Annotated in this window: 24 protein-coding genes and 1 pseudogene; 15 read left to right on the top strand and 10 right to left on the bottom strand. The window is 58.4% G+C overall.

Annotated elements, in window-relative coordinates; translation table 11 throughout:
* The first annotated feature begins 127 nt into the window (after positions 1-127).
* Positions 128-469: a hypothetical protein gene (locus tag PMI30_RS17690; protein ID WP_008008956.1), complete on the top strand. Its 342-nt coding sequence runs from the start codon at positions 128-130 to the stop codon at positions 467-469.
* Between the two features lie 87 nt (positions 470-556).
* On the opposite strand, the gene trxA is transcribed toward PMI30_RS17690, so the two are convergent.
* The 3 genes from trxA to PMI30_RS17675 all read right to left on the bottom strand — a co-directional run bounded on the left by trxA (position 557) and on the right by PMI30_RS17675 (position 2,724).
* Positions 557-1,429, bottom strand: coding sequence for a thioredoxin (gene trxA, locus PMI30_RS17685; RefSeq protein WP_007906841.1), 873 nt, complete (start codon positions 1,427-1,429; stop codon positions 557-559).
* A gap of 177 nt (positions 1,430-1,606) precedes the next feature.
* Positions 1,607-2,263, bottom strand: coding sequence for a class I SAM-dependent methyltransferase (locus PMI30_RS17680; protein ID WP_008008959.1), 657 nt, complete (start codon positions 2,261-2,263; stop codon positions 1,607-1,609).
* Positions 2,260-2,724: a YbaY family lipoprotein gene (locus PMI30_RS17675; protein WP_008008962.1), complete on the bottom strand. Its 465-nt coding sequence runs from the start codon at positions 2,722-2,724 to the stop codon at positions 2,260-2,262. The genes PMI30_RS17680 and PMI30_RS17675 overlap by 4 nt, the downstream gene beginning before the upstream one ends.
* Before the next feature lie 117 nt (positions 2,725-2,841).
* Between PMI30_RS17675 and nrdR the strand changes: the two genes are divergently transcribed.
* The 12 genes from nrdR (at position 2,842) to PMI30_RS17615 (ending at position 11,812) form a co-directional block, all read left to right on the top strand.
* On the top strand, positions 2,842-3,306 hold the full coding sequence (gene nrdR, locus PMI30_RS17670) for a transcriptional regulator NrdR (RefSeq protein ID WP_007906838.1): 465 nt from the start codon (positions 2,842-2,844) through the stop codon (positions 3,304-3,306).
* Entirely contained in the window at positions 3,303-4,436 is a 1,134-nt protein-coding gene (gene ribD, locus PMI30_RS17665) for a bifunctional diaminohydroxyphosphoribosylaminopyrimidine deaminase/5-amino-6-(5-phosphoribosylamino)uracil reductase RibD (RefSeq protein WP_008008964.1), read from the top strand. Before nrdR ends, ribD begins: the two co-directional genes overlap by 4 nt.
* A 46-nt stretch (positions 4,437-4,482) precedes the next feature.
* Positions 4,483-5,148, top strand: coding sequence for a riboflavin synthase (locus tag PMI30_RS17660; protein WP_008008966.1), 666 nt, complete (start codon positions 4,483-4,485; stop codon positions 5,146-5,148).
* A gap of 31 nt (positions 5,149-5,179) precedes the next feature.
* The gene (ribBA, locus tag PMI30_RS17655) at positions 5,180-6,271 is read left to right on the top strand and encodes a bifunctional 3,4-dihydroxy-2-butanone-4-phosphate synthase/GTP cyclohydrolase II (RefSeq protein ID WP_007906834.1); all 1,092 of its coding nucleotides are present in this window, start codon (positions 5,180-5,182) and stop codon (positions 6,269-6,271) included.
* A gap of 91 nt (positions 6,272-6,362) precedes the next feature.
* Positions 6,363-6,839 carry a 6,7-dimethyl-8-ribityllumazine synthase gene (gene ribH, locus PMI30_RS17650; RefSeq protein ID WP_003228649.1) on the top strand — a complete coding sequence of 159 codons (477 nt, stop codon included), beginning with the start codon at positions 6,363-6,365 and terminating at the stop codon, positions 6,837-6,839.
* Positions 6,836-7,336, top strand: coding sequence for a transcription antitermination factor NusB (gene nusB / locus PMI30_RS17645; RefSeq protein ID WP_007906833.1), 501 nt, complete (start codon positions 6,836-6,838; stop codon positions 7,334-7,336). Before ribH ends, nusB begins: the two co-directional genes overlap by 4 nt.
* A 186-nt stretch (positions 7,337-7,522) precedes the next feature.
* The gene (gene thiL, locus PMI30_RS17640) at positions 7,523-8,488 is read left to right on the top strand and encodes a thiamine-phosphate kinase (RefSeq protein ID WP_008008969.1); all 966 of its coding nucleotides are present in this window, start codon (positions 7,523-7,525) and stop codon (positions 8,486-8,488) included.
* Positions 8,485-8,988, top strand: a complete 504-nt coding sequence (locus tag PMI30_RS17635; protein WP_007906829.1) for a phosphatidylglycerophosphatase A family protein — start codon at positions 8,485-8,487, stop codon at positions 8,986-8,988. The genes thiL and PMI30_RS17635 overlap by 4 nt, the downstream gene beginning before the upstream one ends.
* A gap of 47 nt (positions 8,989-9,035) precedes the next feature.
* Positions 9,036-9,749 carry a substrate-binding periplasmic protein gene (locus tag PMI30_RS17630; RefSeq protein ID WP_081501270.1) on the top strand — a complete coding sequence of 238 codons (714 nt, stop codon included), beginning with the start codon at positions 9,036-9,038 and terminating at the stop codon, positions 9,747-9,749.
* 229 nt (positions 9,750-9,978) lie between these two features.
* Positions 9,979-10,596, top strand: a complete 618-nt coding sequence (gene ribA, locus PMI30_RS17625) for a GTP cyclohydrolase II (protein WP_007906827.1) — start codon at positions 9,979-9,981, stop codon at positions 10,594-10,596.
* Complete coding sequence (locus tag PMI30_RS17620) at positions 10,593-11,012, top strand: hypothetical protein (protein ID WP_008008973.1); 420 nt, start codon at positions 10,593-10,595, stop codon at positions 11,010-11,012. The genes ribA and PMI30_RS17620 overlap by 4 nt, the downstream gene beginning before the upstream one ends.
* A complete protein-coding gene (locus PMI30_RS17615; RefSeq protein ID WP_008008975.1) occupies positions 11,012-11,812 on the top strand; it encodes a cobalamin-binding protein in 801 nt (266 codons plus the stop codon). Before PMI30_RS17620 ends, PMI30_RS17615 begins: the two co-directional genes overlap by 1 nt.
* Positions 11,813-11,945: 133 nt before the next feature.
* On the opposite strand, the gene PMI30_RS17610 is transcribed toward PMI30_RS17615, so the two are convergent.
* From PMI30_RS17610 to PMI30_RS17580, 7 genes and pseudogenes are all read right to left on the bottom strand, one after another.
* Positions 11,946-13,829, bottom strand: coding sequence for a TonB-dependent receptor domain-containing protein (locus tag PMI30_RS17610; RefSeq protein WP_008008976.1), 1,884 nt, complete (start codon positions 13,827-13,829; stop codon positions 11,946-11,948).
* Between the two features lie 168 nt (positions 13,830-13,997).
* The gene (gene dxs / locus PMI30_RS17605; RefSeq protein ID WP_008008978.1) at positions 13,998-15,896 is read right to left on the bottom strand and encodes a 1-deoxy-D-xylulose-5-phosphate synthase; all 1,899 of its coding nucleotides are present in this window, start codon (positions 15,894-15,896) and stop codon (positions 13,998-14,000) included.
* A gap of 91 nt (positions 15,897-15,987) precedes the next feature.
* Positions 15,988-16,875 (bottom strand): (2E,6E)-farnesyl diphosphate synthase, encoded by an 888-nt coding sequence (gene ispA / locus PMI30_RS17600; RefSeq protein ID WP_008008980.1) that lies wholly within the window; start codon positions 16,873-16,875, stop codon positions 15,988-15,990.
* On the bottom strand, positions 16,872-17,114 hold the full coding sequence (locus PMI30_RS17595; protein ID WP_007894317.1) for an exodeoxyribonuclease VII small subunit: 243 nt from the start codon (positions 17,112-17,114) through the stop codon (positions 16,872-16,874). The genes ispA and PMI30_RS17595 overlap by 4 nt, the downstream gene beginning before the upstream one ends.
* Positions 17,115-17,549: 435 nt before the next feature.
* Positions 17,550-18,638 carry a type II toxin-antitoxin system antitoxin DNA ADP-ribosyl glycohydrolase DarG gene (gene darG / locus PMI30_RS17590; RefSeq protein WP_008008984.1) on the bottom strand — a complete coding sequence of 363 codons (1,089 nt, stop codon included), beginning with the start codon at positions 18,636-18,638 and terminating at the stop codon, positions 17,550-17,552.
* Entirely contained in the window at positions 18,635-19,279 is a 645-nt protein-coding gene (gene darT / locus PMI30_RS17585) for a type II toxin-antitoxin system toxin DNA ADP-ribosyl transferase DarT (protein ID WP_008008985.1), read from the bottom strand. The genes darG and darT overlap by 4 nt, the downstream gene beginning before the upstream one ends.
* Positions 19,276-19,849, bottom strand: a pseudogene (locus PMI30_RS17580) (DarT ssDNA thymidine ADP-ribosyltransferase family protein). Before PMI30_RS17580 ends, darT begins: the two are co-directional and overlap by 4 nt.
* A gap of 635 nt (positions 19,850-20,484) precedes the next feature.
* Between PMI30_RS17580 and PMI30_RS17575 the strand changes: the two are divergent.
* Together PMI30_RS17575 and PMI30_RS17570 are read left to right on the top strand one after the other, a co-directional pair.
* On the top strand, positions 20,485-21,597 hold the full coding sequence (locus tag PMI30_RS17575) for an endonuclease NucS domain-containing protein (protein WP_008008989.1): 1,113 nt from the start codon (positions 20,485-20,487) through the stop codon (positions 21,595-21,597).
* A 107-nt stretch (positions 21,598-21,704) separates the two neighbouring features.
* Positions 21,705-23,342, top strand: a complete 1,638-nt coding sequence (locus tag PMI30_RS17570) for a DUF6119 family protein (protein ID WP_008008991.1) — start codon at positions 21,705-21,707, stop codon at positions 23,340-23,342.
* The last annotated feature ends 55 nt before the right edge of the window (positions 23,343-23,397 follow it).

Consider the following 23,397-nt stretch of genomic DNA (forward strand, 5'->3'; position numbering starts at 1 on the left):
TCCGAAAAGTAAAATGAAAAATTTGTTATGTAATCTTATAACGAAAGTGCCGAGAGTTTGACCGTCTGCTTGGCGTTGCGCAAGACCCATGGGAGCATGCGAGTCAGGTATGTGCAGGAGCAGACTTATGTTGCGAATACGCGGAAGCATCGGCGACTGGCCGGTGGATTTGACGCTGGAACTGGATGAGGGCGACTGGGCGCAGCTCGGTGCGCAGCTGCAGGCAGCAAAACCCGAGGCGAATGCGACACCTGCCAAACCGGTGAATCAGGACGATGCGCTGTGGCAGATCGCCCAAGAGCTGCTGCGCAAGGCCGGGCAATTGAGCGGGCCGGATTTGCTGGAGCAGCTGGAAGGGCTGACCGGCAGCGCCGCGGCGGGCAAGCGCTTGTTGGTGCGCTTGCGCCACTGCGCAAACGTCAAAGTGGTGAGCGGCGGGGATACACCGCTTTATAGCTGGATCGAGTAAGCCGCAAAAAGATCGCAGCCTGCGGCAGCTCCTGCGCGGGATCTGTATTCCCCTGTAGGAGCTGCCGAAGGCTGCGATCTTTTGATCTTAATAGAGCGCAGCAAACAACTTGCGACGGTACGTGGTCACCAGCGGGTGATCGTTGCCCAGCAGTTCGAACACTTGCAGCAAGGTCTTGTGCGGCAAGCCTTCGCTGTAGCTGCGATTGCGGATGAACAGCTTCAGCAAGGCATCCAGCGCCGCGTCGTATTGCTGACGGGCCAGTTGCTGGATCGCCAGTTGATAGACGGCCTCATCGTCCTGCGGATTTTTCGCCAGACGCGCTTTCAGGTCTGCCGCATCCGGCAAATCCCTGGCCTGACCGAGGAACTGGATCTGCGCCTTGGCGCCGGCCAGGGCAGCCTTATGCTCATCAGTCTTGACCGCATCGAGCACGATTTGCGCTTCACCCAGTTCGCCGCGCTCGGTGAGACAGCGTGCGTAGAGAATCAGCGCCTTGGCGTTGGTGTTGTCTTCAGCCAGCAGTACTTTGAGCGTGGCTTCGGCGTCGGCGTAACGGCCGTCATCGAACAGCGCCTGAGCCTGTTCGAACGGGTCGGCAGCAGCGGGCGGGGGCATTTGCACGTGGGGCTCGAGCATGGTGCGCACTGCCGATTCCGGTTGTGCACCGGCAAAACCGTCCACCGGCTGACCGTCCTTGAACAACACCACAGTTGGCAGGCTGCGAATGCCGAAGCGCGCAACAATGTCCTGCTCGATGTCGCAATTGACCTTGGCCAGCAGCAACTCGCCCTGATAGCTCTCGGCTATGGTTTGCAGCATCGGCATCAAGGCCTTGCACGGGGCACACCATTCGGCCCAGAAATCCACCAGCACCGGTTTGTGAAAAGAGTTCTCGATCACCGACTGGTCGAAATCGGCAGTCGTGGCGTCGAAAATGTACGGCGTTTCCTGACTCATGGGGGATCTCGTAAAAGCGTGGATGTGGTCACTATAAGGCTTGGTGGGGGGTGGCTGAAAGCGGGGTGGCGATTGAGTGATGTGTTGCCTGACGGGACGCCTTCGCGGGCAAGCCTCGCTCCTACAGTTTCGAAATCTACACCCACCCTGTAGGAGCGAGGCTTGCCCGCGAAGCTTTTAGCCACGCCGCGCGTGATAGAGGCTCACATGCCGAAACTCTTCGGGTTCGGCCAGATCCGGCAAGGTCATTGCCTCCAGCATTTCAATGCGCTGATACAACGGGTGGCGAAAATCCCTCACGCGCGAATCCGCCACCAACGCTTCCCGGCCACGGCTGAGAAACTCGTCGAGCAACGGCAGGTTTGCCCGGTCGTACAACACGTCGGCCACCAGAATCAGATCAAACCGATCGGCCTCGGTGAAAAAGTCCGTCGAGTAGCTGAGCTGCACGCCATTGAGTTCGGCATTCGCCCGACACGCGGCAATCGCCAACGGGTCGAGGTCACAGGCCACCACTTCCAGTGCCCCGGCTTTCACCGCCGCAATCGCGGCCACCCCGGAGCCTGCGCCGAAATCCAGCACCCGTTTACCTTCGACCCATTGCGGGTGCTCGGCGAGATAACGCGCCACGGCCAGCCCACTGGCCCAGCAGAAACTCCAGTACGGCGGCTCGTGGAGAATCCGCCGGGTTTCTTCCGGGCTGAAGGCGCGATCCATATTGTCGCCATCGATCAGCCAGAGTTTCAGTTTGGTGCCCGGTAACTCACAGGCTACAAGCTGTGCATCGCCCAGCAGTTCACTTAACGCCTGTTGCAGGTCGAGCGGTGCAATCATGGCGCTTTGACGAATTGCAGCTGACCCAATGCCTGGGTGGTTGGCTGTGTGATCATTTGCGCGGGCAGATGCAGAATCAACTGCCCGGACTGGCTGGCGCGGCCGCGAAGTTCGACGCGGGCACCGGCCGGAAAGGATTCAGGGTTGAAGCGCAGGCGAAACGGCAACACTTGATTGGTGCCGATCAGGTTGGCACTGGCGAGCAATAGTTGCGGACGATCCTTTTCGTCGATCACCAGCAACGCCAGTTCGACTTCGGCATCGGCCGGCACGCCCAGCAGGGTGCCACTGATTTCACGTTGGTAAGCCGGCAGCGGACCGAGCTCGGCCGACGCCTTGGCTTTCTTCTGCGCCTGTTGCGGTGCAGGGCCGGGCGTTGGCGGCTGGGGCTTGGGCGCATCGCTGCCACAGGCCACCAACAGGCTGAAAAGACTGAGCAAAATGAGTGGTCGTAAAGACATTGGCGGCTCCAGCAAGTGAAATCCATAGACAGCCAGTCTGTATACCGCAAACCCTATGGCTTGTCTTGCCACGGGGATGCGCTACCATGGCCCTCCCATTTTTTGTTGCCTGCCACCATGCACTGTCCCTTCTGCGGTGCCAACGACACCAAGGTCATCGACTCGCGTCTGGTCGCCGAGGGCGAACAGGTGCGCCGCCGGCGTGAATGCCTGGCCTGCGGCGAGCGTTTCACGACGTTCGAAACCGCTGAACTGGTGTTGCCGCGCCTGATCAAAACCGACGGCAGTCGCCAGCCGTTCGACGAAGAAAAACTCCGTGCCGGCATGCAGCGGGCGCTGGAGAAGCGCCCGGTGAGTGTCGAACGCCTCGAATCGTCGCTGGTGCACATCAAACACAAGCTGCGCGCCACCGGCGAACGCGAGGTCAAATCCCTCGTGGTCGGCGAACTGGTGATGGCCGAGCTGAAGAAGCTTGATGAGGTCGCCTATATCCGCTTCGCTTCGGTGTACCGACGCTTCCAGGACCTCAACGAGTTCCGCGAAGAGATCGATCGCCTCGCCCGTGAGCCGGTGAAAGAATGACCACACCTCCCGAACAAGCCATCCTCGACGCGCATTACATGGCCCGGGCCCTGGAACTGGCGCGCAAAGGTCATTACACGACGCATCCCAACCCCCGGGTTGGCTGCGTGGTGGTGCTTGACGGGCAGATTGTCGGCGAAGGCTGGCATGTGCGCACCGGTGAGCCCCATGCCGAAGTCCACGCCCTGCGCGCCGCTGGCGACAAGGCGCGGGGCGCCACGGCTTACGTGACGCTTGAACCTTGCAGCCACCACGGCCGTACGCCGCCCTGCGCCGATGCACTGGTGAATGCCGGTGTGGCGCGTGTCGTTGCGGCGATGCAGGACCCGAACCCGGAAGTCGCCGGTCGCGGTCTGCAACGTCTGGCCCAGGCCGGTATCGCCACTGAAAGCGGTGTGCTGGAAGGCGAGGCGCGCAAGCTCAATCAAGGCTTCCTCAAGCGCATGGAACATGGCTTGCCATTCGTGCGGGTCAAGTTGGCGATGAGCCTCGACGGCCGCACAGCGATGGAAAGCGGCGAGAGCCAGTGGATCACCGGGCCGGCGGCGCGTTCGGCGGTACAGCGTTTGCGCGCCGAGGCCAGCGTGGTGCTGACCGGCGCCGACACGGTACTGGCGGACAATGCACGCTTGACCGTACGTGCCGACGAGTTGGGTCTGGACGCTGAACAAACGGCCTTGGCCATGAGCCGTCCGCCGCTTCGCGTGCTGATCGACGGTCGCCTGCGGGTGCCGCTGAATGCACCGTTCTTCAAGGCGGGTCCGGCACTGGTCGCCACGTGTGTCGCGGTGGAAGAACAGTACGCCAACGGCCCGGAATGCCTGATCGTGCCGGGCGATGATGGCCAGGTCGATTTGCATCAGTTGCTGGTCGAACTCGCCAGCCGTGGTGTCAATGACGTGCTGGTCGAGGCTGGCCCACGACTGGCTGGCGCGTTTGCCCAGCTCGGGCTGGTGGATGAGTTCCAGATCTTCATCGCCGGCAAGTTTCTTGGCTCCTCGGCCCGCCCCTTGCTGGACTGGCCACTGGCGCAGATGAAAGACGCGCCCGAGCTCAAAATCACTGAAATCCGCGCGGTTGGCGATGACTGGCGAGTCACTGCCATCCCAGTGCCATCGGCGAGCGTATAATTCCGGCCATTGCTCTAGCGCTGGCCCTGTTCTCGAGGAGGACTCCATGTTTACCGGCATCATCGAATCCATCGGCAGTATTCGTGCATTGACCCCAAAAGGCGGAGATGTACGGGTCCACGTAGAAACCGGCAAGCTCGACCTGAGCGACGTCAAACTGGGCGACAGCATTGCGGTCAATGGCGTGTGCCTGACCGCGGTTGAATTGCCGGGCAATGGCTTTGCGGCGGACGTCAGTCGCGAAACCCTCGACTGCACCGCCATGAACGACCTCAAAAGCGGCAGCCTGGTCAACCTGGAAAAAGCCCTGACCCCGACCACGCGTCTGGGTGGGCATCTGGTCAGCGGTCACGTCGATGGCGTGGGCGAAGTGGTTGCCCGCACCGAAAATGCCCGGGCCGTGGAATTCCGCATCCGTGCCCCGAAAGACCTGGCCAAGTACATCGCCCATAAAGGCTCGATCACCGTCGACGGCACCAGCCTGACCGTGAACGCGGTCGATGGCGCCGAGTTCTTGCTGACCATCATTCCGCACACCCTGAGCGAAACCATCATGGCGTCGTACCAGCCAGGTCGCCGGGTGAACCTGGAAGTCGACTTGCTGGCCCGTTATCTGGAACGCCTTCTGCTCGGCGACAAGGCCGCAGAGCCTACAAAATCCGGAAACATCACTGAAAGCTTTCTGGCCCAAAACGGCTACCTCAAATCCTGAAGCTCAAATTTCGAAAGAAGGGGGGTGCCTTGTGGCGCTCAATAGCATCGAAGAACTGGTTGAAGACATCCGCCAAGGCAAGATGGTCATCCTCATGGATGACGAAGATCGCGAGAACGAAGGCGACCTGATCATGGCCGCCGAGTGCTGCCAGCCTGAACACATCAACTTCATGGCCAAGCACGCCCGTGGCCTGATCTGCATGCCAATGAGCCGCGAGCGCTGCGAACTGCTCAAGCTGCCGTTGATGGCGCCACGCAACGGTTCCGGTTTCGGCACCAAGTTCACCGTGTCCATCGAAGCCGCCGAAGGCGTGACCACCGGTATCTCCGCGGCCGACCGTGCGCGCACCGTGCAGGCCGCTGCCGCCAAAGACGCCAAGGCTGAAGACATCGTCAGCCCCGGCCACATCTTCCCGCTGATGGCCCAGGCCGGCGGTACGCTGGCCCGCGCCGGTCATACCGAAGCTGCCTGCGACCTGGCGCGCATGGCCGGTTTCGAGCCGAGCGGTGTGATCTGCGAAGTGATGAACGACGACGGCACCATGTCCCGTCGCGCCGAACTCGAAGCGTTTGCCGCTGAACACAACATCAAGATCGGCACCATCGCCGACCTGATTCACTACCGGATGATCCACGAACGTACCGTTCAGCGGATTGCCGAGCAGCCGCTGGACAGCGAATTGGGCCAGTTCAACCTGGTGACCTATCGTGATTCGGTGGAAGGCGACGTGCACATGGCCCTGACTCTGGGCACCGTGTGCGCCGAAGAGCCGACGCTGGTCCGGGTGCACAACATGGACCCGCTACGTGACCTGTTGATGGTCAAACAACCAGGCCGCTGGAGCCTGCGCGCCGCCATGGCTGCGGTTGCCGAGGCTGGCAGTGGTGTGGTGCTGTTGCTCGGTCACCCGCTCGATGGCGACGTATTGCTGGCGCACATTCGCGAAACCGCGGATCACAGCGCAGTGAAAAAACCGACCACCTACAGCATCGTCGGTGCCGGTTCGCAGATCCTTCGCGACCTTGGCGTGCGCAAAATGCGCCTGATGAGTGCGCCGATGAAATTTAATGCGATATCCGGTTTCGATCTGGAAGTTGTAGAATACGTGCCCTCCGAATAATGACCGGCAATTTGCGGGCCTGTATTCGCGGTTAACACATCACTGAGGGATGCGTAGAAAACGCGTCCCGGCTCTTTAAGAGATCTAACGAATGACCCTGAAGACCATCGAAGGTACCTTCATCGCCCCTAAAGGCCGCTACGCTTTGGTAGTGGGCCGTTTCAACAGCTTCGTCGTTGAAAGCCTGGTCAGCGGTGCAGTTGATGCCCTGGTTCGCCATGGCGTGAGCGAAAGCGACATCACCATCATCCGTGCGCCTGGCGCCTTCGAAATCCCGCTGGTTGCGCAGAAAGTCGCTCAGAAGGGCGAGTTCGCGGCAATCATCGCCTTGGGCGCAGTCATTCGTGGCGGTACTCCGCACTTCGAATACGTAGCGGGCGAGTGCACCAAGGGCCTGGCCCAGGTGTCCATGGAGTTCGGCGTACCGGTCGCTTTCGGCGTACTGACCGTTGATTCCATCGAACAAGCCATCGAGCGTTCCGGCACCAAGGCCGGTAACAAAGGTGCTGAAGCTGCCTTGTCCGCTCTGGAAATGGTCAGCCTGCTGGCGCAGTTGGAGGCCAAGTGATTAGCGACGAAAGTGATCGTTTCAACCCGCGCGATCCAAAGCCTGCGGATGCCGGCAAGCCATCGAAAAGCGTCAAGCGTCGCGAAGCCCGTCAGCTCGCGACTCAGGCACTGTACCAGTGGCACATGGCCAAGCAGTCGCTGAACGAGATCGAAGCGCAATTCCGGGTCGATAACGATTTCAGCGATGTCGACGGCGCCTACTTCCGTGAAATCCTGCATGGGGTTCCGGCTCAGAAGGACCGGATCGACGCCGCACTGGCGCCATGCCTGGACATCACCATCGAAGAGCTGGACCCGGTTGAACTGGCCGTTCTGCGCCTGTCCACCTGGGAACTGCTTGAGCGTGTGGACGTGCCGTACCGCGTTGTGATCAACGAAGGTATCGAACTGGCCAAGGTCTTCGGTTCCACCGACGGCCACAAGTTCGTCAACGGTGTGCTCGACAAGCTGGCCCCGCGTCTGCGTGAAGCTGAAGTGAAGGCGTTCAAGCGCTGATTGGCGCTTGAACTCTTTGTCTCAGTGTCCTGTCTCGCCGATACGTTCGTTTTTTAGCGAGTGGCTGGTGTTGCCAGACAAGGCGCCGCGACGAGTCATAGCTGGCTATGGCGAGGAGTGGCAACGCAGTATGGCGACACTAGACGCCGCTAAAAAATGAACAGTATTGGTGAGACAGGACACCCAATGGGCGAGTTTGAGCTGATCCGCAATTTCTTCGCCGCCGCGCCTTGTGCGCAAGGCGGCGAAGGCGTTGCCCTTGGGATTGGCGATGACTGCGCCTTGCTGGCTGTTCCTCCCGGGGAACAGTTGGCCATTTCCACCGACACGCTCGTGGCCGGTGTGCATTTCGCAGATCCCTGCGACCCGTTTCTGCTCGGTCAGCGCTCGCTGGCTGTGGCCGTCAGTGATCTGGCAGCCATGGGCGCCACTCCCATTGCCTTTACCCTTGCCTTGACCTTGCCGACCGGGACTTCCGATTGGCTGGAAGCCTTCGCCCGTGGTTTGAACCTCATGGCGCAGAATTGCCGTGTGGCGCTGGTGGGCGGCGATACCACCCGCGGTCCGTTGAGCCTGACCATGACCGTGTTCGGTCGGGTGCCGGCCGGTCTGGCGTTGACCCGCAGTGGCGCTCAACCGGGCGATTTGCTCTGCGTGGGTGGTGAGCTGGGGAACGGCGCGGGTGCGTTGCCGCTGGTGCTCGACCAGCGGACGGCCGAAGCGGCCATCGCCGATCCCTTGCTGGCCCATTACTGGTCGCCGCAACCGCAGCTGGGTCTGGGCATGGCGTTGCGCGGCAGAGCCACTGCGGCGCTGGACATCTCCGACGGCCTGCTCGCCGACTGTGGGCATATTGCCTTGGCGTCGAAAGTCGGGGTTCAGGTGGAGCGCAGTAAACTGCCGTTGTCGAAGGCGCTGCTGGCCTTCCTCGGTCAGTCCGGCGCTGAGCAAGCCGCCCTGAGCGGCGGTGACGACTACGTGCTGGCCTTCACCTTACCGCCCGCCGAGTTGCCATCATTGCTGGCGGACGGCTGGCCGATCCATGTGCTTGGGCGGGTCGTAGCAGGGCAGGGCGTGATACTGCTGGATGCCGACGGACACGACATCACCCCGTCAATCCGGGGTTATCAACATTTTCGGGAGACACCGTGACAGATCATCCCAAACAGGTCCCGGCGGAGTTCGTACCGCCGTCGGTCTGGCGCAACCCTTGGCATTTCCTGGCGTTCGGCTTCGGCTCGGGCACCCTGCCAAAAGCGCCGGGCACCTGGGGTTCGTTAGTGGCGTTACCCTTCATTCCGTTGTGGCAGATGCTGCCCGATTGGGGTTATTGGCTGATGCTCGGCATCACCATGCTGTTCGGCTTCTGGCTGTGCGGCAAGGTCGCCGATGATTTGCGCGTGCACGACCACGAAGGCATCGTCTGGGACGAAATGGTCGGTATGTGGATCACCCTGTGGCTGGTGCCGGAAGGCTGGTATTGGTTGCTGGCGGGGTTCCTGATGTTCCGCTTCTTCGACATCCTCAAGCCTTGGCCGATTCACTGGATAGACCGGCATGTGCACGGTGGTGTCGGGATCATGCTCGACGACGTGCTGGCAGGCGTATTTGCGTGGCTGGCGATGCAAGGGCTGGTGTGGATTTTCGTCTGAGGCGCCAAGTGAGAGAACCGGGTATAGCGCGACGCGGGTTGCTGCTGATGGTTTTCGCGCTATTTTGCTCGCTCGCCCAGGCGGGGGAGGCCCCGACGACGCCGTCCGTGATTCACTTGGCCAGCGAAGCCTGGGAAGACTTTACCGCCGCCGATGGCCGTGGTTTGGGCTGGGATGTGTTGCGCGAAGTGTTCGAGCCGGCCGGCGTCAAACTGGATATTCGAATCGAACCGTATACACGCGCCACGGGCCTTGCACAGCGTGGCGAAGTGGACGCTTGTGTCGGTACCTATCGGGATGAAGTCAGCGACGTGCTCTATCCGCGCTGGAGTTTCGATACCGATCCGATCTATGCACTGGGTCTGGCCAGCAATCCGGCGCCGACCCTGCAAACCCTGGGCAACTATCGATTGGCCTGGGTGCGCGGCTACAAGTACCAGGCTTATCTGCCCAATGTGCAGCGCTATAACGAAGTCGTGCGGCGGACGGGAATTGTGTCGATGCTGACCCACAATCGCGCCGACTATTACATCGATGCCCTGACAGAAATCGATTACATCGTTAATCAAGCCAAGGACCCGTCGCAGTTTCGCCGCACGCACATCGTGGACCTGCCACTGTACCTGTGCTTCGCCGATACACCTCGGGCTCGCACGTTGATGGCGCTGTTCGATCAGCGTATGGAAGTGCTGGTAAAAAACGGCCAGCTGAAACCGATCTTCGCCAAGTGGAAACAGCCGTACCCGTTTGGCGCAGACTGAATACGGTCAATGTGGGAGCGGGCTTGCTCGCGAAAGCGGTGTGACAGTCACAATGATTTTGAATGTGGAACCGTCTTCGCGAGCAAGCCCGCTCCCACAGGGGATACGGAGGTTGATATCAAACTTTTTGATCGTTATGCCCCATAATTCAGCCTAAGCGTCTGTAGGAACGTGCTGTTACAATGCCGCCTCTGCGAATCTTCAGTACCTATAGATCAGGAGCACACCGGTGCCTGTCGTTTTTGTCGCCGCTTCCAAGCTGCCAACGCCTTTTGCGCAATTCACCATGCATGGCTTTCTCGATGAAGAGAACGGGCGCGAGCACGTAGTACTAAGCCTGGGTGAATTTGCCGACGGTGCTCCGGTACTCGGCCGGTTGCACTCCGAATGCCTGACCGGCGATGCCTTGTTCAGCCAGCGTTGCGACTGCGGTTCGCAACTCGAGGCGGCGTTGCAGGCGATCGCCCGTGAAGGTCGTGGCGTGTTGCTCTACTTGCGTCAGGAAGGTCGCGGCATTGGCCTGCTGAACAAGATCCGCGCCTATGAATTGCAGGATGGCGGTGCAGACACCGTTGAAGCCAATGAACGTCTGGGCTTCGCCGCCGACCAGCGCGACTACGCCATGTGCCTGCCGATGCTGGAGCACCTGGGCGTGAAGTCCCTGCGTCTGATGACCAACAACCCACGCAAGGTCAAAGCCTTGACCGACATGGGCATCGTGGTTGCCGAGCGCGTGCCGTTGCACACTGGGCACAACCCGCACAACAAACTCTATCTGGCCACCAAGGCCAGCAAGCTCGATCACATGATGGGCAATGAGCACCAGGGCGAGGTTGACCGGGCGTGACCCGCGGTCAGGTACGGCGGCGACTGTCCGTCAATTGGTGGCAATACCTTGCGCTGGCCTTGGTGCCATTGTTCGTGATCAACGGCGTATTCGGCCAGAGCGAGACAATTCTGCCGGTGCTGGCTATGCCATTGTTCATCGCCGGTGTGGCGTCGATGTTTGTCAGCCTGAAGTTCTTCGGCGGCTACAAACACGCGCTGATCGCCACCCAGAAAGCCCTCGACACCCCTGATGAACCCGACGCCTGGATCGCCCTGGCCGCGAAACGCCGCACCGCGTTTCTGGCGGCCTGCCTGCCTGCCTGGATCGGTGCGCTGGCGGTGTTCGTCGGTCTTGAAGCCGTTCCATTGGTGCTACTGGCGCTGTCGACCGCGGTGCTGTTCTACCTCTACCGTATCCCGCGTCAACTCGGCTGATGCGCAGCATCTGGCTGGCAGTGTTGCTGCTGGCTGTCAGCGCTTCGGCGGCTGCGGTTGAACGGGTCGTCAGTCTGGCTCCGTCGCTTTCCGAGATTGTCGTTGAGCTGAACTCGGCTGACCTTCTGGTCGGTGTGCTGGATGCCGGTGAACGTCCCGCTGAACTCAAAGACATTCCTTCCGTGGGCAGCTACGGCCAGTTGGACATGGAACGACTGCTCAGCCTCAAGCCCGATCTGTTACTGCTCTGGCCGGGCAGTGTGGGGCCGGCTCAGCGTGAGCAGCTCAAACGGCTGAACATTCCCACCTATGTCGCCGAACCTCACAACCTCGAACAACTCACTGCCCAGATTGAAGTGATCGCTTCGCAGCTCGGAAGGCCTGAACGTGGCGTTTCATTGGCCGAAAATCTGCGTCAACGACTCGATTCCCTGCGCCAGCGTTATCGAAGGGATGAGCCGTTACGGGTGTTTTATCAAGTCTGGGATCGGCCGCTGTACACCGTGGGCGGTGGGCAGATTATCAGCGATGCGCTGCAGGTATGCGGGGCGCGCAATGTATTTGCCGACCTGACGCAGCCTGCTCCGCAGGTCAGTATTGAAGCGGTGTTGCAGCGCAATCCCGAGGTGATTCTAGCCAGCGATCAGGCGCAGCTCGACGCGTGGAAGGCCTGGCCCCAAGTGACGGCGGTGGTGCAGGGGCAATTGCTGCTGGTGACGGATAAAGGCCTGGAGCGGCCGAGTGGGCAGATGATCGAAGCGACTGCCAAGTTGTGCCAAGTGATCGCGCCGGACCGTTGAGACCGAGGCGCGGCCTTCGCGGGCAAGCCTCGCTCCTACAGGATAGGAGTTATTCAATTTTTTTGATCGGCTCAAACCCGTAGGAGCGAGGCTTGCCCGCGAAGAGGCCCGCCTGAACACCGCTGATCTCTGGTCAAAACCCCGGTGTCCAGGTCACCCCGAACATCCACGCCCGACCTTCCTCGCGATACCCATACTGACTGCCGTCATGGCTGTACAGCGCCCGGCTGTAACCCTTGTCCAGCAGGTTATCGACCTTCAATTCCAGCTTGATCTCGCGATTCAGCGCCCAACTGCTGCGCAACCCCAACAACGCATATCCGCCCAACGGCTGCTGGTTGTTCTCGTCGTCAAAACTGCTGCTCACTGCCTGCCAACTGGCACCGAAGCCCAGTCGATCGAATTGTCGATCGAGGTCCAGGCTCAAAGTCCGCCGTGCACGACGGGCGAGGGTGTGGCCGCTGTCGCGATCCCGCGGGTCGATGATCGCCAAGCCAAGGTTGCTCTGCCAGCCGAACAGCTCTTGTTTCAAGGCCGCTTCAAAACCGTTGATCCGCGCCGAAGCGACGTTTGCCGGGCGGTTGTTGCTGCCGAAAATAATCGCGTCTTGCAGATCGGTGCGGTACAGCGAAGCTTCCAGACGACTGTTCTGCGTCAGCTGACTGCGCCATTGCAGCTCATAACTTTTCGAGGTTTCGGGTTTCAAATCCGCATTGCTGAAATCCGGGTAGTACAGGTCGTTGAAGGTCGGCGCGCGGAAGCCTTCGCTGTAGGTCAACAGCACATCGTTGTTCGGGTTCAGCGGCAGCGTGAACGTGCCGCTCCAGCTGTTCTGGCTGCCGAACTGCTGGTTCTGGTCGCGACGCAGGCCCAGTTCGGTAGAGAAACTGTCGGCCTGATAGCGATGCTGGATAAACGCTGCACGGTTCCAGCGGCTGTCTTCGTCGAACGCTGTGCTGCTGTTGATTCGGTCTTCGTACCAGTCGCCGCCGAGGATCAGGCTGTTGCGCTCATCCAGGGTCAGGTCGTTCTGCCAGTTCACCGAATCGCGATAAGTATTGAACACGCTGCGCTCGTCGCTGAGCTTGTCGAGCGTCTTCTCGCGGTTTTCGCTGTGGCCGAGTTCGACGCGGGTTTTCCACCGGTCATTGATCCTCGCGTCGACGTAACTGCTGACGCTGCTCACAGCGAACTCGCTGTAGGGCTGCTGCTGGACCGATTCAAAGGTGTTCATGTCGAAGCGACCGAACGGGTTGTCGAACGCACTTTTGCCCTGGTTATCCAGCAGATTGGCGCCGACTTCGATGTCGTCGGTGAGGGCGTGACTCAGGCTTAAGCTGACCGATTTATTGCGGTATTCGTCGTGCTCTCCGTCGCCGGGATAAGACTCGCGGGTGCGATTGATGCCTGCGGTTTCATCGAGGCTGGCACCGAGATTGAAGCGGGTCTGCCCATCGCCGCCGGACAATTCGAGGCTGCGTTCCCAGGTCTGGTTGCTGCCAGCCCCCACGTGCATGCGTGGTTGCAGGCCTTGTTCGTCGCCACGGCGGGTGAAGATCTGGATCACCCCGCCAATCGCATCGCTGCCGTAAATCACTGAGCGCGAGCCGCGCAGCACTTCCACGCGCTCGACCTGTTCGATGTTGATGTGTTGCAGGTTACTGTCGCCGGAGGTCGAGTTGCCGATGCGCTGGCCGTCGACCAGCACCAGACTTTGCGCCGACTTGGTACCACGAATGTAGACCCCCGGCAGACTGCCGCGCCCGCCGGTTTGCCCGACCTGTACACCCGGTACGCGGCGCAGCAGGTCAGTGACACTGCTCGGTTGCAGACGGTCGATGTCGTCGCGGGTGAACACCGTGTTGGCGGCGCTGCTGTCGTTGCGCGCTTCGACCTGACGGTTGGCGCTGATCAGCACGTCCGGCAGTTTCAGGGCTTGGTCGCGTTCGAAGGTGTCGGCCAAGAGTTGGCCGGCCGGCAGGAGGGCCAGCGCCAGGGCGAGATGGGGGAGTTTCATGGGCAATCCGTTGGCGCTTTGGAGCGAACAAAATTTTGAAAGGCGCAAAAACCATTGTGGGAGCGAGCCTGCTCGCGATGGCAGTGTGTCAGTCAACATCTAAATTGACTGTCAGACCGCTATCGCGAGCAGGCTCGCTCCCACAGGGTTTTGCATGTAGCTAGAGAATTAGAGGTTCAGCAATTGCAGGCGCTGGCGCACCGCTTCTTCGATCCCAATCTCATCCAGCCCGCATTCGGCCAGCATTTGCGCAGGCTTGGCGTGCTCGACATAGGCATCCGGCAAGCCCAGATGCAGCACCGACTTGAGGATGTTCTCGCGGGCGAGGAACTCGCTGACCGCACCACCGGCACCGCCCATGATGGCGTTCTCTTCGACGGTCACCAACAACTCGTGGCTGCCAGCGATTTCGCGAACCAGTGCTTCGTCGAGCGGTTTGACGAAACGCATGTCGACCACGGTCGCATCCAGCTTCTCGGCGACTTTCAATGCCTCGGCCAATTGCACGCCGAACACCAGCAGGGCGACTTTGCTGCCCTGACGGCGGACTACACCCTTGCCGATTTCAATCGGCTCGAGGTCTTTCGCGATCGGCGCATTCGGGCCGGTGCCGCGCGGATAACGCACCGCCGCCGGGCCGTCGTACAGGTGGCCGGTGCTGAGCATTTTGCGCAGTTCGTTTTCGTCGCTCGGGGTCATCACCAGCATGCCGGGGATGCAACGCAGGAACGACAGGTCAAAGCTGCCCGCGTGTGTCGGACCGTCTTCGCCCACCAGACCTGCGCGGTCGATGGCGAACAGCACGTCGAGGTTTTGCACCGCCACATCATGCACAAGCTGGTCGTAAGCGCGTTGCAGGAAGGTCGAATAGATCGCTACCACCGGTTTTGCGCCTTCGCAGGCCATACCGGCGGCGAGGGTCACGGCGTGTTGCTCGGCAATCGCCACGTCGAAATAGCGCTCCGGGAAGCGCTCGCTGAACGCCACCAGGTCGGAGCCTTCCTTCATCGCCGGGGTAATCCCGACCAGGCGCGGATCGACCGCGGCCATGTCGCACAGCCATTCCCCGAACACACCGGAATACTTCGGCCCGCCGGCTTTCTTCGGCGCGGCGGCCGGAGCATCCACAGGTTCGAGTTTGGTGATGGCGTGGTAACCGATCGGGTCGACTTCCGCCGGAGCGAAGCCTTTGCCTTTTTTGGTGACCACGTGCAGGAATTGCGGGCCTTTCAGATCGCGCATGTTGCGCAGGGTGGCGATCAGGGTCGGCAGATCGTGGCCATCGATCGGGCCGATGTAGTTCCAGCCCAGCTCTTCGAACAGCGTGCCGGGAACCAGCATGCCTTTGGCGTATTCTTCGGTGCGACGGGCGATTTCCCAGGCGCCGGGCAGACGCGACAGAACCTTTTTGCTGCCTTCGCGCATGCTCGCGTAAGTGCGGCTGGAAAGGATTTTCGCCAGATAGTTCGACAGCCCGCCGACGTTGCGCGAGATCGACATGTCGTTGTCGTTGAGGATCACCAGCATGTTGGCATTCACTTCCGGCGCGTGGTTCAGCGCCTCGAAGGCCATGCCGGCGGTCAGTGCGCCGTCGCCGATCACCGCGATCGCCTTGCGATCACTGTGTTGCAGGCGGGCGGCAATCGCCATGCCCAGCGCTGCGCTGATCGAGGTGCTGGAGTGGCCGACGCCAAAGGTGTCGTACTCGCTCTCGGAACGACGCGGGAAGGCGGCAACGCCATCCTTCTGGCGCAGGGTGCCCATGCGCTCGCGACGGCCGGTGAGGATTTTGTGCGGGTAGGCCTGATGACCCACGTCCCACACCAACCGGTCGTCCGGGGTGTCGAAGACGTAATGCAACGCGATGGTCAGCTCGATCACGCCCAGGCCGGCACCGAAATGCCCACCGGTCTGACCGACCGTGTAGAGCAATTCCAGGCGCAACTCATCGGCCAGGGTTTCCAGCTCGGCTTCGCCTAACCGGCGCAGGCCGTCCGGCGTGTTGGCACGGTCGAGCAGGGGCGTGGTCGGGCGCTTGCGGGGAATCTCATGAAACGTCGTGGGCATCAGGCGAATCGTTATAGGTATAAAAGATGCGGCAGTTTACCTGATGCATCGCCCCCTGCCCACGCGTTGGTTTTTTTTGGCGGATACGCCGTCAGCTGCGGCGATCGACGATGTACCGGGCCAGATCGCGCAATGGCTCAGCCGCCGCGTCAAACGGTCGCAGCGCGTGCAGGGCCTGATCGCGCAGTTCCAGGGCGTAGGACTTGGCCGCGTCGAGACCGAGCAGTGCCGGGTAGGTCGGCTTGTCCCGAGCGATATCGGCGCCTTGGCGTTTGCCGAGGGTTTCGGTGTCACTTTCAACGTCGAGAATGTCGTCCTGGACCTGAAATGCCAGACCGATGGCCTGTGCATAACTCTGCAGGGACTTCAGTTCGTCCTTCGCGGCATGACCGCTGGCCAGGGCACCGAGCTTGACGCTGACTTCAATCAACGCGCCGGTCTTGTGACGGTGCATGTATTCAAGGGCTTTTTGATCAAGCTTCAGGCCCACCGAACCGAGATCGATAGCTTGCCCGCCGACCATGCCCGCCGGGCCTGCCGCCAACGCCAGGGCGCTGACCATCTGCAGACGGGTTTCGGCGTCGCAACTGCTCAGGCGCGGGTCGAGCAGGGCGCTGAAGGCCAGACTCTGCAAACCGTCACCAGCGAGGATCGCGCAAGCTTCATCGAATTTCTTATGCGTCGTCGGCTGGCCGCGACGCAGATCGTCGTCGTCCATGGCCGGCAAATCATCGTGCACCAGCGAATAGGCGTGGATCAGCTCAACCGCACAGGCCGCGCCGTTGGCTTGCTCGGCCTTGCCGCCCAACGCCTCACACGCGGCGTAAGCCAGCAATGGACGCACGCGCTTGCCGCCGTTCATCACGCTGTAGCGCATGGCTTCGTAAAGGCGGGCGAGCTCGGGGCTCGGCGCGTTGAACAGGGTTTCCAGTGCCGCGTTGACGCGAGCCTGGCTGGACGCCGAATACGCCGCAATCATTCTGGCTGATCCGCGTCGAAGGGTTCCTCGGCCAGCTCACCGTCACGCTCGAGCAGCACTTGAACCTTCTGCTCGGCCTGAGCCAGCGCCGCCTGGCAATCGCGGGTCAGCCCGATGCCCTGCTCGAAAGCGGTCAGCGAATCTTCCAGCGACAATTCGCCGTTCTCCAGACGCTCCACCAGCGTTTGCAGGTCAGCGAGGGATTGTTCGAAATCCAGTGCAGCTTTTTTGCGGGCCATGGCGGCTATTTCCGGTTGACGTTAAACCGGCGCGACACTAGCAGACATAGGGGTTATGGGCAAATGAGCGGGGCGTTTCGGCCACTGGTTTTTGGGCGTCAATGCGACCGCTGTGGTGAGGGGGCTTGCCCCCGTTGGGGTGCGAAGCGCCCCTAAACCAGACACCGCGTTTCTTCAGGCATACCGCATTCAGCAATTTGCGACTGCTACGCAGCCGAACGGGGCGATGCGGCTGACTGAGCCGATTAGAAATGCTATTCGGCTCATATAGTGAGCCGAATATGGCGCCTATTCGGCTCACCGCTCAGCCACCTCTGTGATTTCAGGTTGGTCGGAGTGACAGGCGACATGGTGCTGACGGCGAGGATCAGATAGAGCAGTAGGCATCTGGTACGAGGTTCAGTGTCTATCCGATTCTTACAATCGTGACCTCCCCTAGCAGGTAGCCATCTCAGGCCTGAAACTACTGGAGGTAAGACGTTTGAGCGCAATATCAAGCGCCTGATCGTCGAACAGCTTGCTTTTGCGAGCGGCTGCAGCGGTTCCACCATCCCAATGCCTCAACGCTTCGCGCACGGCAGGAACGGTCGGGGCAACCTCCTCCTGACTCAACAACCAATCGACCGTCGCCAACAACTCCATACCGAAGGGCGATTCGAAGCCGTCAATCAACTCGGCGGTTTGCTCCAAGGCCTGGGAGTACTCTTTGGCCTCTGTCTTTAGATAGGTTTGCAGAAAGGCTTTGCGGTCTTCGTCAAACCAGATCGCATCACTGATACCCGCATCACTGATGCGTTTGTCGCAATGCAGATAGCTGCCATCAAGATTATTAAGCAGATGCTCCAACCGATTGGCATACGGACCGTATTTATGAGCTACGAACTTAAGGTTCAGAGGGTTCTCGGTGTTCGGCAGCTTTTCTATAGCGCGTTCAAGGAACCAGGCCAGCTTCTGAATCTCAAGCAGGCTGCATTCCATGCCTAAAACCCAATAGCGTCGAACCAATTCTGCAATGAGCGCGCGAGCAGGCGTGAGCTTCTCCACGCCGCTACGTTTGGCGACATTCAGATACTGATTGGAAGGTTCGAACACCAGCACATCTACATCCAGATCACTCAAAACTTCAACAATCTGTTCGCGGACCTCAGGCCATTTCAAACCACCATTACCGGCACCTAGCGGTGGAACCGCAACGGACTTCACATGGTTTTCAATCAAAAAGCGACGCAGATCGTGTAAGCCTTCCGTTATCCATGCCATCTGCGACGGCGATCGCCAGTGACGCTTGGTAGGGAAATTTACGATCCAGCGAGGACCTTCCAGTTCGTTGACTGCCGTTACGTGAACCTTGCCTGTCTCTACCTCGCCAGCCTTGCAGGCCGCCGAATACAGACGGTAGTTCTCCGCGAAGCGCTCTTTGAACATCAGCGCGATACCTTTGCCCATCACACCCACGGTATTGACCGTGTTGACGAGGGCTTCGGTGTTGGCTTCCAGAAGGTTGCCTTGGGTAAATCTGATCATTGGAAATACCATCCCGGACGCGCATGAACAGATAACGTCAGGCCTCTAGCGGCCACGTCCTGCTCTATGCGTTCTTTCATTGCATCGTTGTAGCACATGATGCCAAGGAGTCCTGTAATCGGTAGGTGATGATGAATCAGCGCTTCGGCCTGATAACGCTCCATCTTTCGAGGGTCATCAGGGTCACGCTTGAAGTCGCGTCGTTGAAGGATAGACCAATCGATCTCGCCGAGATTCGCCAGATCGCTGTAATAGTCTGTCCAATCCGGGTAGGCATGTGCGTTTGTGAAGACAAACGGTAGGCCAAGCTGTTCGACGCGGTACATGCTGGAGACCAGAATCACGATCTCGTCGTTGCTGCGCTGCTGAACACTCCACCCGGAGTGAATATTTTTCATCATCACAGAGAAGGGTGTGAAATAGAAGGGGACGTAGTCGGCCAGCACGCCTTCAGGTGGGATGAGTACACGGCGAGTTCGGCGCTTGTCGATCAGGTCAACGTTGCCAATATTCACGTACTGCGGTGCCTGCACATCCGAGTTTGCGCAATGCAGACCGTTGTCCAGAATCCAGGGCAGGTTATCGCGATGGACGATACGCCAAATCAGAGCCTTCTCTGGATTCAGACTGGTGTAGTTCATTGATAAAACATTCTCTGATTCGCGCCGGTGAGTACATTAACACCGGCCTCTCGCATTTTAGCCACGCAGAGTGCTTCGACCTCCTCGTTAGGAGTGAAGATTTTGAAGAAGGCGTTTGGTTTCACAACGCCAGGCGCCAGGCATTCCGCCATGTTTGCAATGAGCGTCCTGATACTCGCGGGTGTTCATGACTTCCCACTCGATGGCTTCGAAACCCTCGTCGTAATCGAGTAGCTGGATTGAATCACTAGCCAGTGGATGGCGCGGAATGATTTTCCAACCGTTTTGTTTCGCAATTGATCTGTAAACCGAGATCAGGACGAATTTGGCATCGGGTCTATTGCGTTGCACGCTTCCATCAAATGGATTTGCAGCAAACCAGTGAAAGGGTACATAGCGGTCAAGTTCAAGGGCCTGACGCTTTTTCAGGATTTCACTGTCTGCTACGTCTTTGAAATTAGTGAGATCGGCCCGAGGTTTCAGGCCTTCCTGAAAAATGCCATCCAGGTTTTCAATCGACGTGAGATGGTAGAGAAGCTTTTGTTCCTTGATATTTTTGGCGTCCGGCATGGTGGTCTCCTTGATCTGCACATCTATTTAAGCTGGCTTCAGTCCTACCCTTTGTCCGTGTTAGCGGCGACGTTCAGAGTAGGACATGCGTCATGATTCTAGTGTGCCATCACCTAAAGCCACAAATATTAGGGGGGATTGGCCTATATTTGCCCAAAAAAACTCACTCCTCACCAAAGTAATCGCGATCCAGCGCAGGCAACCGCAACAATCGCGATGTAATACCCCCTCATGATCCATCATCAGATGCGCCAGCCGCGTACCGTCCACCAGCACGATGTCTTCCGTCGATTTGGGTCGAACTTTTTCGCAGACATTAAAAAGCCGGCTTGTGGTTAGCTTTTTATTGAAGTAGGCAATTGAAAAACAATGAATTATTGATTTTACAAAGCGTTCTGGTCCCCCATATGTTCCCCCACTTTTTTGTGATGTTTGCGCGGCTTTTGACCGGCTTTCTTGTCATTTGATACGCGATAAAAAATATTCGGAGACGAGGCGTCGTACTGAGCAGACTCGGGTGATAGCTTGCAAACAGGCTGCAACCCAAGTGGATTTTCATCCCAATTGACTGAAACATGGCAAAGTCCGCTTGCTTACATCTTAGCTCACACATAACCCAGAAAAGGACACACGGCGTGCCGATCAAGACGGACGTTTGGACTGTCGGCACCATGCCGACCAGATTGCTGCAAAGTAAGCTCGCAACCGAGCAGCTACTAGAAGACATGATCGTAAATGCTCCGAGCATACTCTCAGATGAATGGATGCTTATAGGGAGACAAGAAAGCACTGGCATGGGAGGGCGCATCGATTTGTTAGCCATAGCGCCTGACGGTGCGCTAGTGCTGATTGAGCTCAAGCGTGACCGCACGCCCCGTGAGGTGGTTGCCCAAGCACTTGACTACGCAGTTTGGGTCGAAAGTCTTCGCGCTGATGAGATTGGCGCTATTTACAAGCGATTCCGACCTGGCTGCATCTTGGACGACGACTTTCGTGAGCGCTTCGGCCGCGCCTTGGACGATGACGAATTGAACAAGAGCCATCAACTCATCATTGTTGCGACTGAATTGGATGCCAGCAGTGAGCGCATCGTCGCGTACCTCAGTGAGCGGGATATTCCAATCAATGTCCTGTGTTTTCAGATTTTTCAATCAGGTGGCCAGCAACTATTGAGTCGTTCTTGGTTGCTCGACCCTGTCCAGACTCAGGTCAATGCAGTGTCGGCGGGTGGGGGGCACAACGAACCTTGGAATGGCGAGTTCTATTGTTCGTTCGGAGATTCCACTTCCCGCTCTTGGGAGGATGCTGTTGAGTTTGGCTTCATCTCCGGAGGCGGAGGTGCCTGGTACAGTCGAACCCTTCAATTGCTTTCACCAGGGGATCGAGTTTGGGTAAATATTCCCCAGCAAGGCTACGTCGGTGTCGGACGTGTCCTTGGATCGTCCACACCTGCGGCGGACTTCACTGTTCTGCATAACGGATGTGAGGTACCGGTGCTTGAAGTCGCTACCCGCGCAAACTATCACGCCGAGTTTGTCGATGATCCTGAGCGCTGTGATCACTTCGTATCGATAGAGTGGCTTCAGACGGTACCGATAACTCAAGCGGTACGAGAGGTAGGAATGTTCGGAAACCAGAACACAATTTGCCGTCCCTCCACGCCAAAATGGCGGTGGACTATCGAGCGGCTAAAGCAGCATTTTCCCCATTATGATGACGTTGACGCGGAAAGAGTGCTAGGCCTTTAGCCTAAAGGGAGCGACGTTGCCGATAGACATCAAGATGGCTAATTGATAGCGTTAGGCGATACGCACGCCATCTCCTTGGAGCTGTCGGCATCAAGGAGGAGCACGTTTTGCCCCCACGGAAGAAAACCCGAACACTGAACGTCCGCCTGCTTCGTAAAGCTTACGAGCCTGAAGGGTCGTTTACCGAGAGTTTTAGCCCCGACGGTGATCGCCCGCTGTCGCGTATGGATTGGTCCGGAGTGGATGGCGGAGAGCTTTACGTCGGCCAAATATTTCGGAAACGTCCTGACTGGTTAGGTTTTTTAGAAGCTAATACGGATGAGCTTCCTGATAACTTGAGCGCAAGCGGGGCGGGTGCCGTACTGTTTCTGCCAGTTGCGGGGCGGGTGTTCGCTTTATGCTTCGGCCATGCTCACATAACATTGAACGATGATGCATTTGTTCCCCACTTTGGCCTTAAGGTCGCGCTTAATAGCGTACCTCGTGACGGTTTGCGTACTCTAGACTTGGCAACACCTGATGCTGTGACGTTTCAGAAACGTGTTCAGGCGAGCAAGGACAGTGATTTGCAGGCTTTCGGGGTTGATCTGCTTCGTGACCTGGCGCGAGTCGCAGGTGGTACACCGACTGATCGACTTTTTGCAAAATTCGTGGCTGGTAAGGATGCGCTCTCCATTACTTGTGAAGTAGAGGCGGACGGCCTTGAATCTAAATGTGAGGAAATTCTCGATTCATTTAGTGCAAAGCGTTATCGCAATGATTTTGCTTGGGTGGATAACATGCAGGTTGTTACCCTCAAAGCAACTCTGACGAGGCTTGATGCAAAACTGTTTCAGGCATTGGATGAGCTACGCCAGGGTGGCACCAACGAACTGCACATGGCCCCGCCGGAGATTGTTAATTACACTGAGGGTGGACAACTTCACTACAACGGCTTTGGTAGTCATGGCGTAAATTTCAACGATCTTTCTATCGAAGACTATGTGTCAGAGTTAAACCGTTGTGGTTGTACTGATGATATTGATCTGATCAAGAAAAATCATCGAATCCGAGCGCAGAAGGATGCAAGTGGTGAGTTCAACGAGCGTTGGAGGGTTTACGACTGCTTTACGTTCGAAACGTCACTGGGTAAGCAAGGGGCGGACCGTTATCATGTTCTTTTTGCTGGGAAATGGTATCGGGTTGAAAAGGGTTTCAGAGCTCGAGTTGAAGCACACTTCAATAGCCTCAAACAAGTGAGTTTGATTGGTGCAACTGGGTGCAGAAACGAAAGAGAGCTGATTGAGGACCTAGTTAAAAATCGGCCAGATATACTGATGCTTGACCAGACAAAAATTAATCCGCAAGGGGTGCGTTATGCGAACATTGAGCCCTGTGACTTTTACTCGAAAAATAGAGAGTTCATACACCTAAAGGATGGTCATTCTTCGGGTCCCATCAGTCATTTGTGGTCTCAGGGTGTGGTGAGTGCTGAGGCGCTGGTAAGCGATGCGGATTTCCGTTCGAAACTGCGCGAAGTGGTTAGAAAAAAAGGCGGAGGATTTGAAGCTTTCTTACCCTCTGGTAAAGCCAGCAAATTTCCTCGTCAAGACTACACCGTGGTTTATGGAATTATGCGAAAGCCATATGCCGATGGATCGATTGACTTGCCATTTTTTAGTAAAGTCAGCCTGCAGGCAGCTTGTGAGCGAATCCGTCAGTTCGGGCTGTCCATTGCAATTGAACTTATAGAAAAGCCTGCTTGACGACCTTCTGAGAGGGTTGAGTAACACCAGTCGTGGAGGCTCCGCGCATTCCGAC

The sequence above is a fragment of the Pseudomonas sp. GM50 genome (assembly GCF_000282375.1).
In the GTDB taxonomy this organism is placed as follows: Bacteria; Pseudomonadota; Gammaproteobacteria; order Pseudomonadales; family Pseudomonadaceae; genus Aquipseudomonas.

What these genes read in the sequence shown, in the direction of transcription:
- PMI30_RS17690 (WP_008008956.1), top strand. Translation starts at nt 128, where the DNA reads ATGTTGCGAATACGCGGAAGCATCGGCGACTGGCCGGTGGATTTGACG.
- trxA (WP_007906841.1), bottom strand. Translation starts at nt 1,429, where the DNA reads ATGAGTCAGGAAACGCCGTACATTTTCGACGCCACGACTGCCGATTTC.
- PMI30_RS17680 (WP_008008959.1), bottom strand. Translation starts at nt 2,263, where the DNA reads ATGATTGCACCGCTCGACCTGCAACAGGCGTTAAGTGAACTGCTGGGC.
- PMI30_RS17675 (WP_008008962.1), bottom strand. Translation starts at nt 2,724, where the DNA reads ATGTCTTTACGACCACTCATTTTGCTCAGTCTTTTCAGCCTGTTGGTG.
- nrdR (WP_007906838.1), top strand. Translation starts at nt 2,842, where the DNA reads ATGCACTGTCCCTTCTGCGGTGCCAACGACACCAAGGTCATCGACTCG.
- ribD (WP_008008964.1), top strand. Translation starts at nt 3,303, where the DNA reads ATGACCACACCTCCCGAACAAGCCATCCTCGACGCGCATTACATGGCC.
- PMI30_RS17660 (WP_008008966.1), top strand. Translation starts at nt 4,483, where the DNA reads ATGTTTACCGGCATCATCGAATCCATCGGCAGTATTCGTGCATTGACC.
- ribH (WP_003228649.1), top strand. Translation starts at nt 6,363, where the DNA reads ATGACCCTGAAGACCATCGAAGGTACCTTCATCGCCCCTAAAGGCCGC.
- thiL (WP_008008969.1), top strand. Translation starts at nt 7,523, where the DNA reads ATGGGCGAGTTTGAGCTGATCCGCAATTTCTTCGCCGCCGCGCCTTGT.
- PMI30_RS17630 (WP_081501270.1), top strand. Translation starts at nt 9,036, where the DNA reads ATGGTTTTCGCGCTATTTTGCTCGCTCGCCCAGGCGGGGGAGGCCCCG.
- PMI30_RS17615 (WP_008008975.1), top strand. Translation starts at nt 11,012, where the DNA reads ATGCGCAGCATCTGGCTGGCAGTGTTGCTGCTGGCTGTCAGCGCTTCG.
- PMI30_RS17610 (WP_008008976.1), bottom strand. Translation starts at nt 13,829, where the DNA reads ATGAAACTCCCCCATCTCGCCCTGGCGCTGGCCCTCCTGCCGGCCGGC.
- dxs (WP_008008978.1), bottom strand. Translation starts at nt 15,896, where the DNA reads ATGCCCACGACGTTTCATGAGATTCCCCGCAAGCGCCCGACCACGCCC.
- ispA (WP_008008980.1), bottom strand. Translation starts at nt 16,875, where the DNA reads ATGATTGCGGCGTATTCGGCGTCCAGCCAGGCTCGCGTCAACGCGGCA.
- PMI30_RS17595 (WP_007894317.1), bottom strand. Translation starts at nt 17,114, where the DNA reads ATGGCCCGCAAAAAAGCTGCACTGGATTTCGAACAATCCCTCGCTGAC.
- darG (WP_008008984.1), bottom strand. Translation starts at nt 18,638, where the DNA reads ATGATCAGATTTACCCAAGGCAACCTTCTGGAAGCCAACACCGAAGCC.
- darT (WP_008008985.1), bottom strand. Translation starts at nt 19,279, where the DNA reads ATGAACTACACCAGTCTGAATCCAGAGAAGGCTCTGATTTGGCGTATC.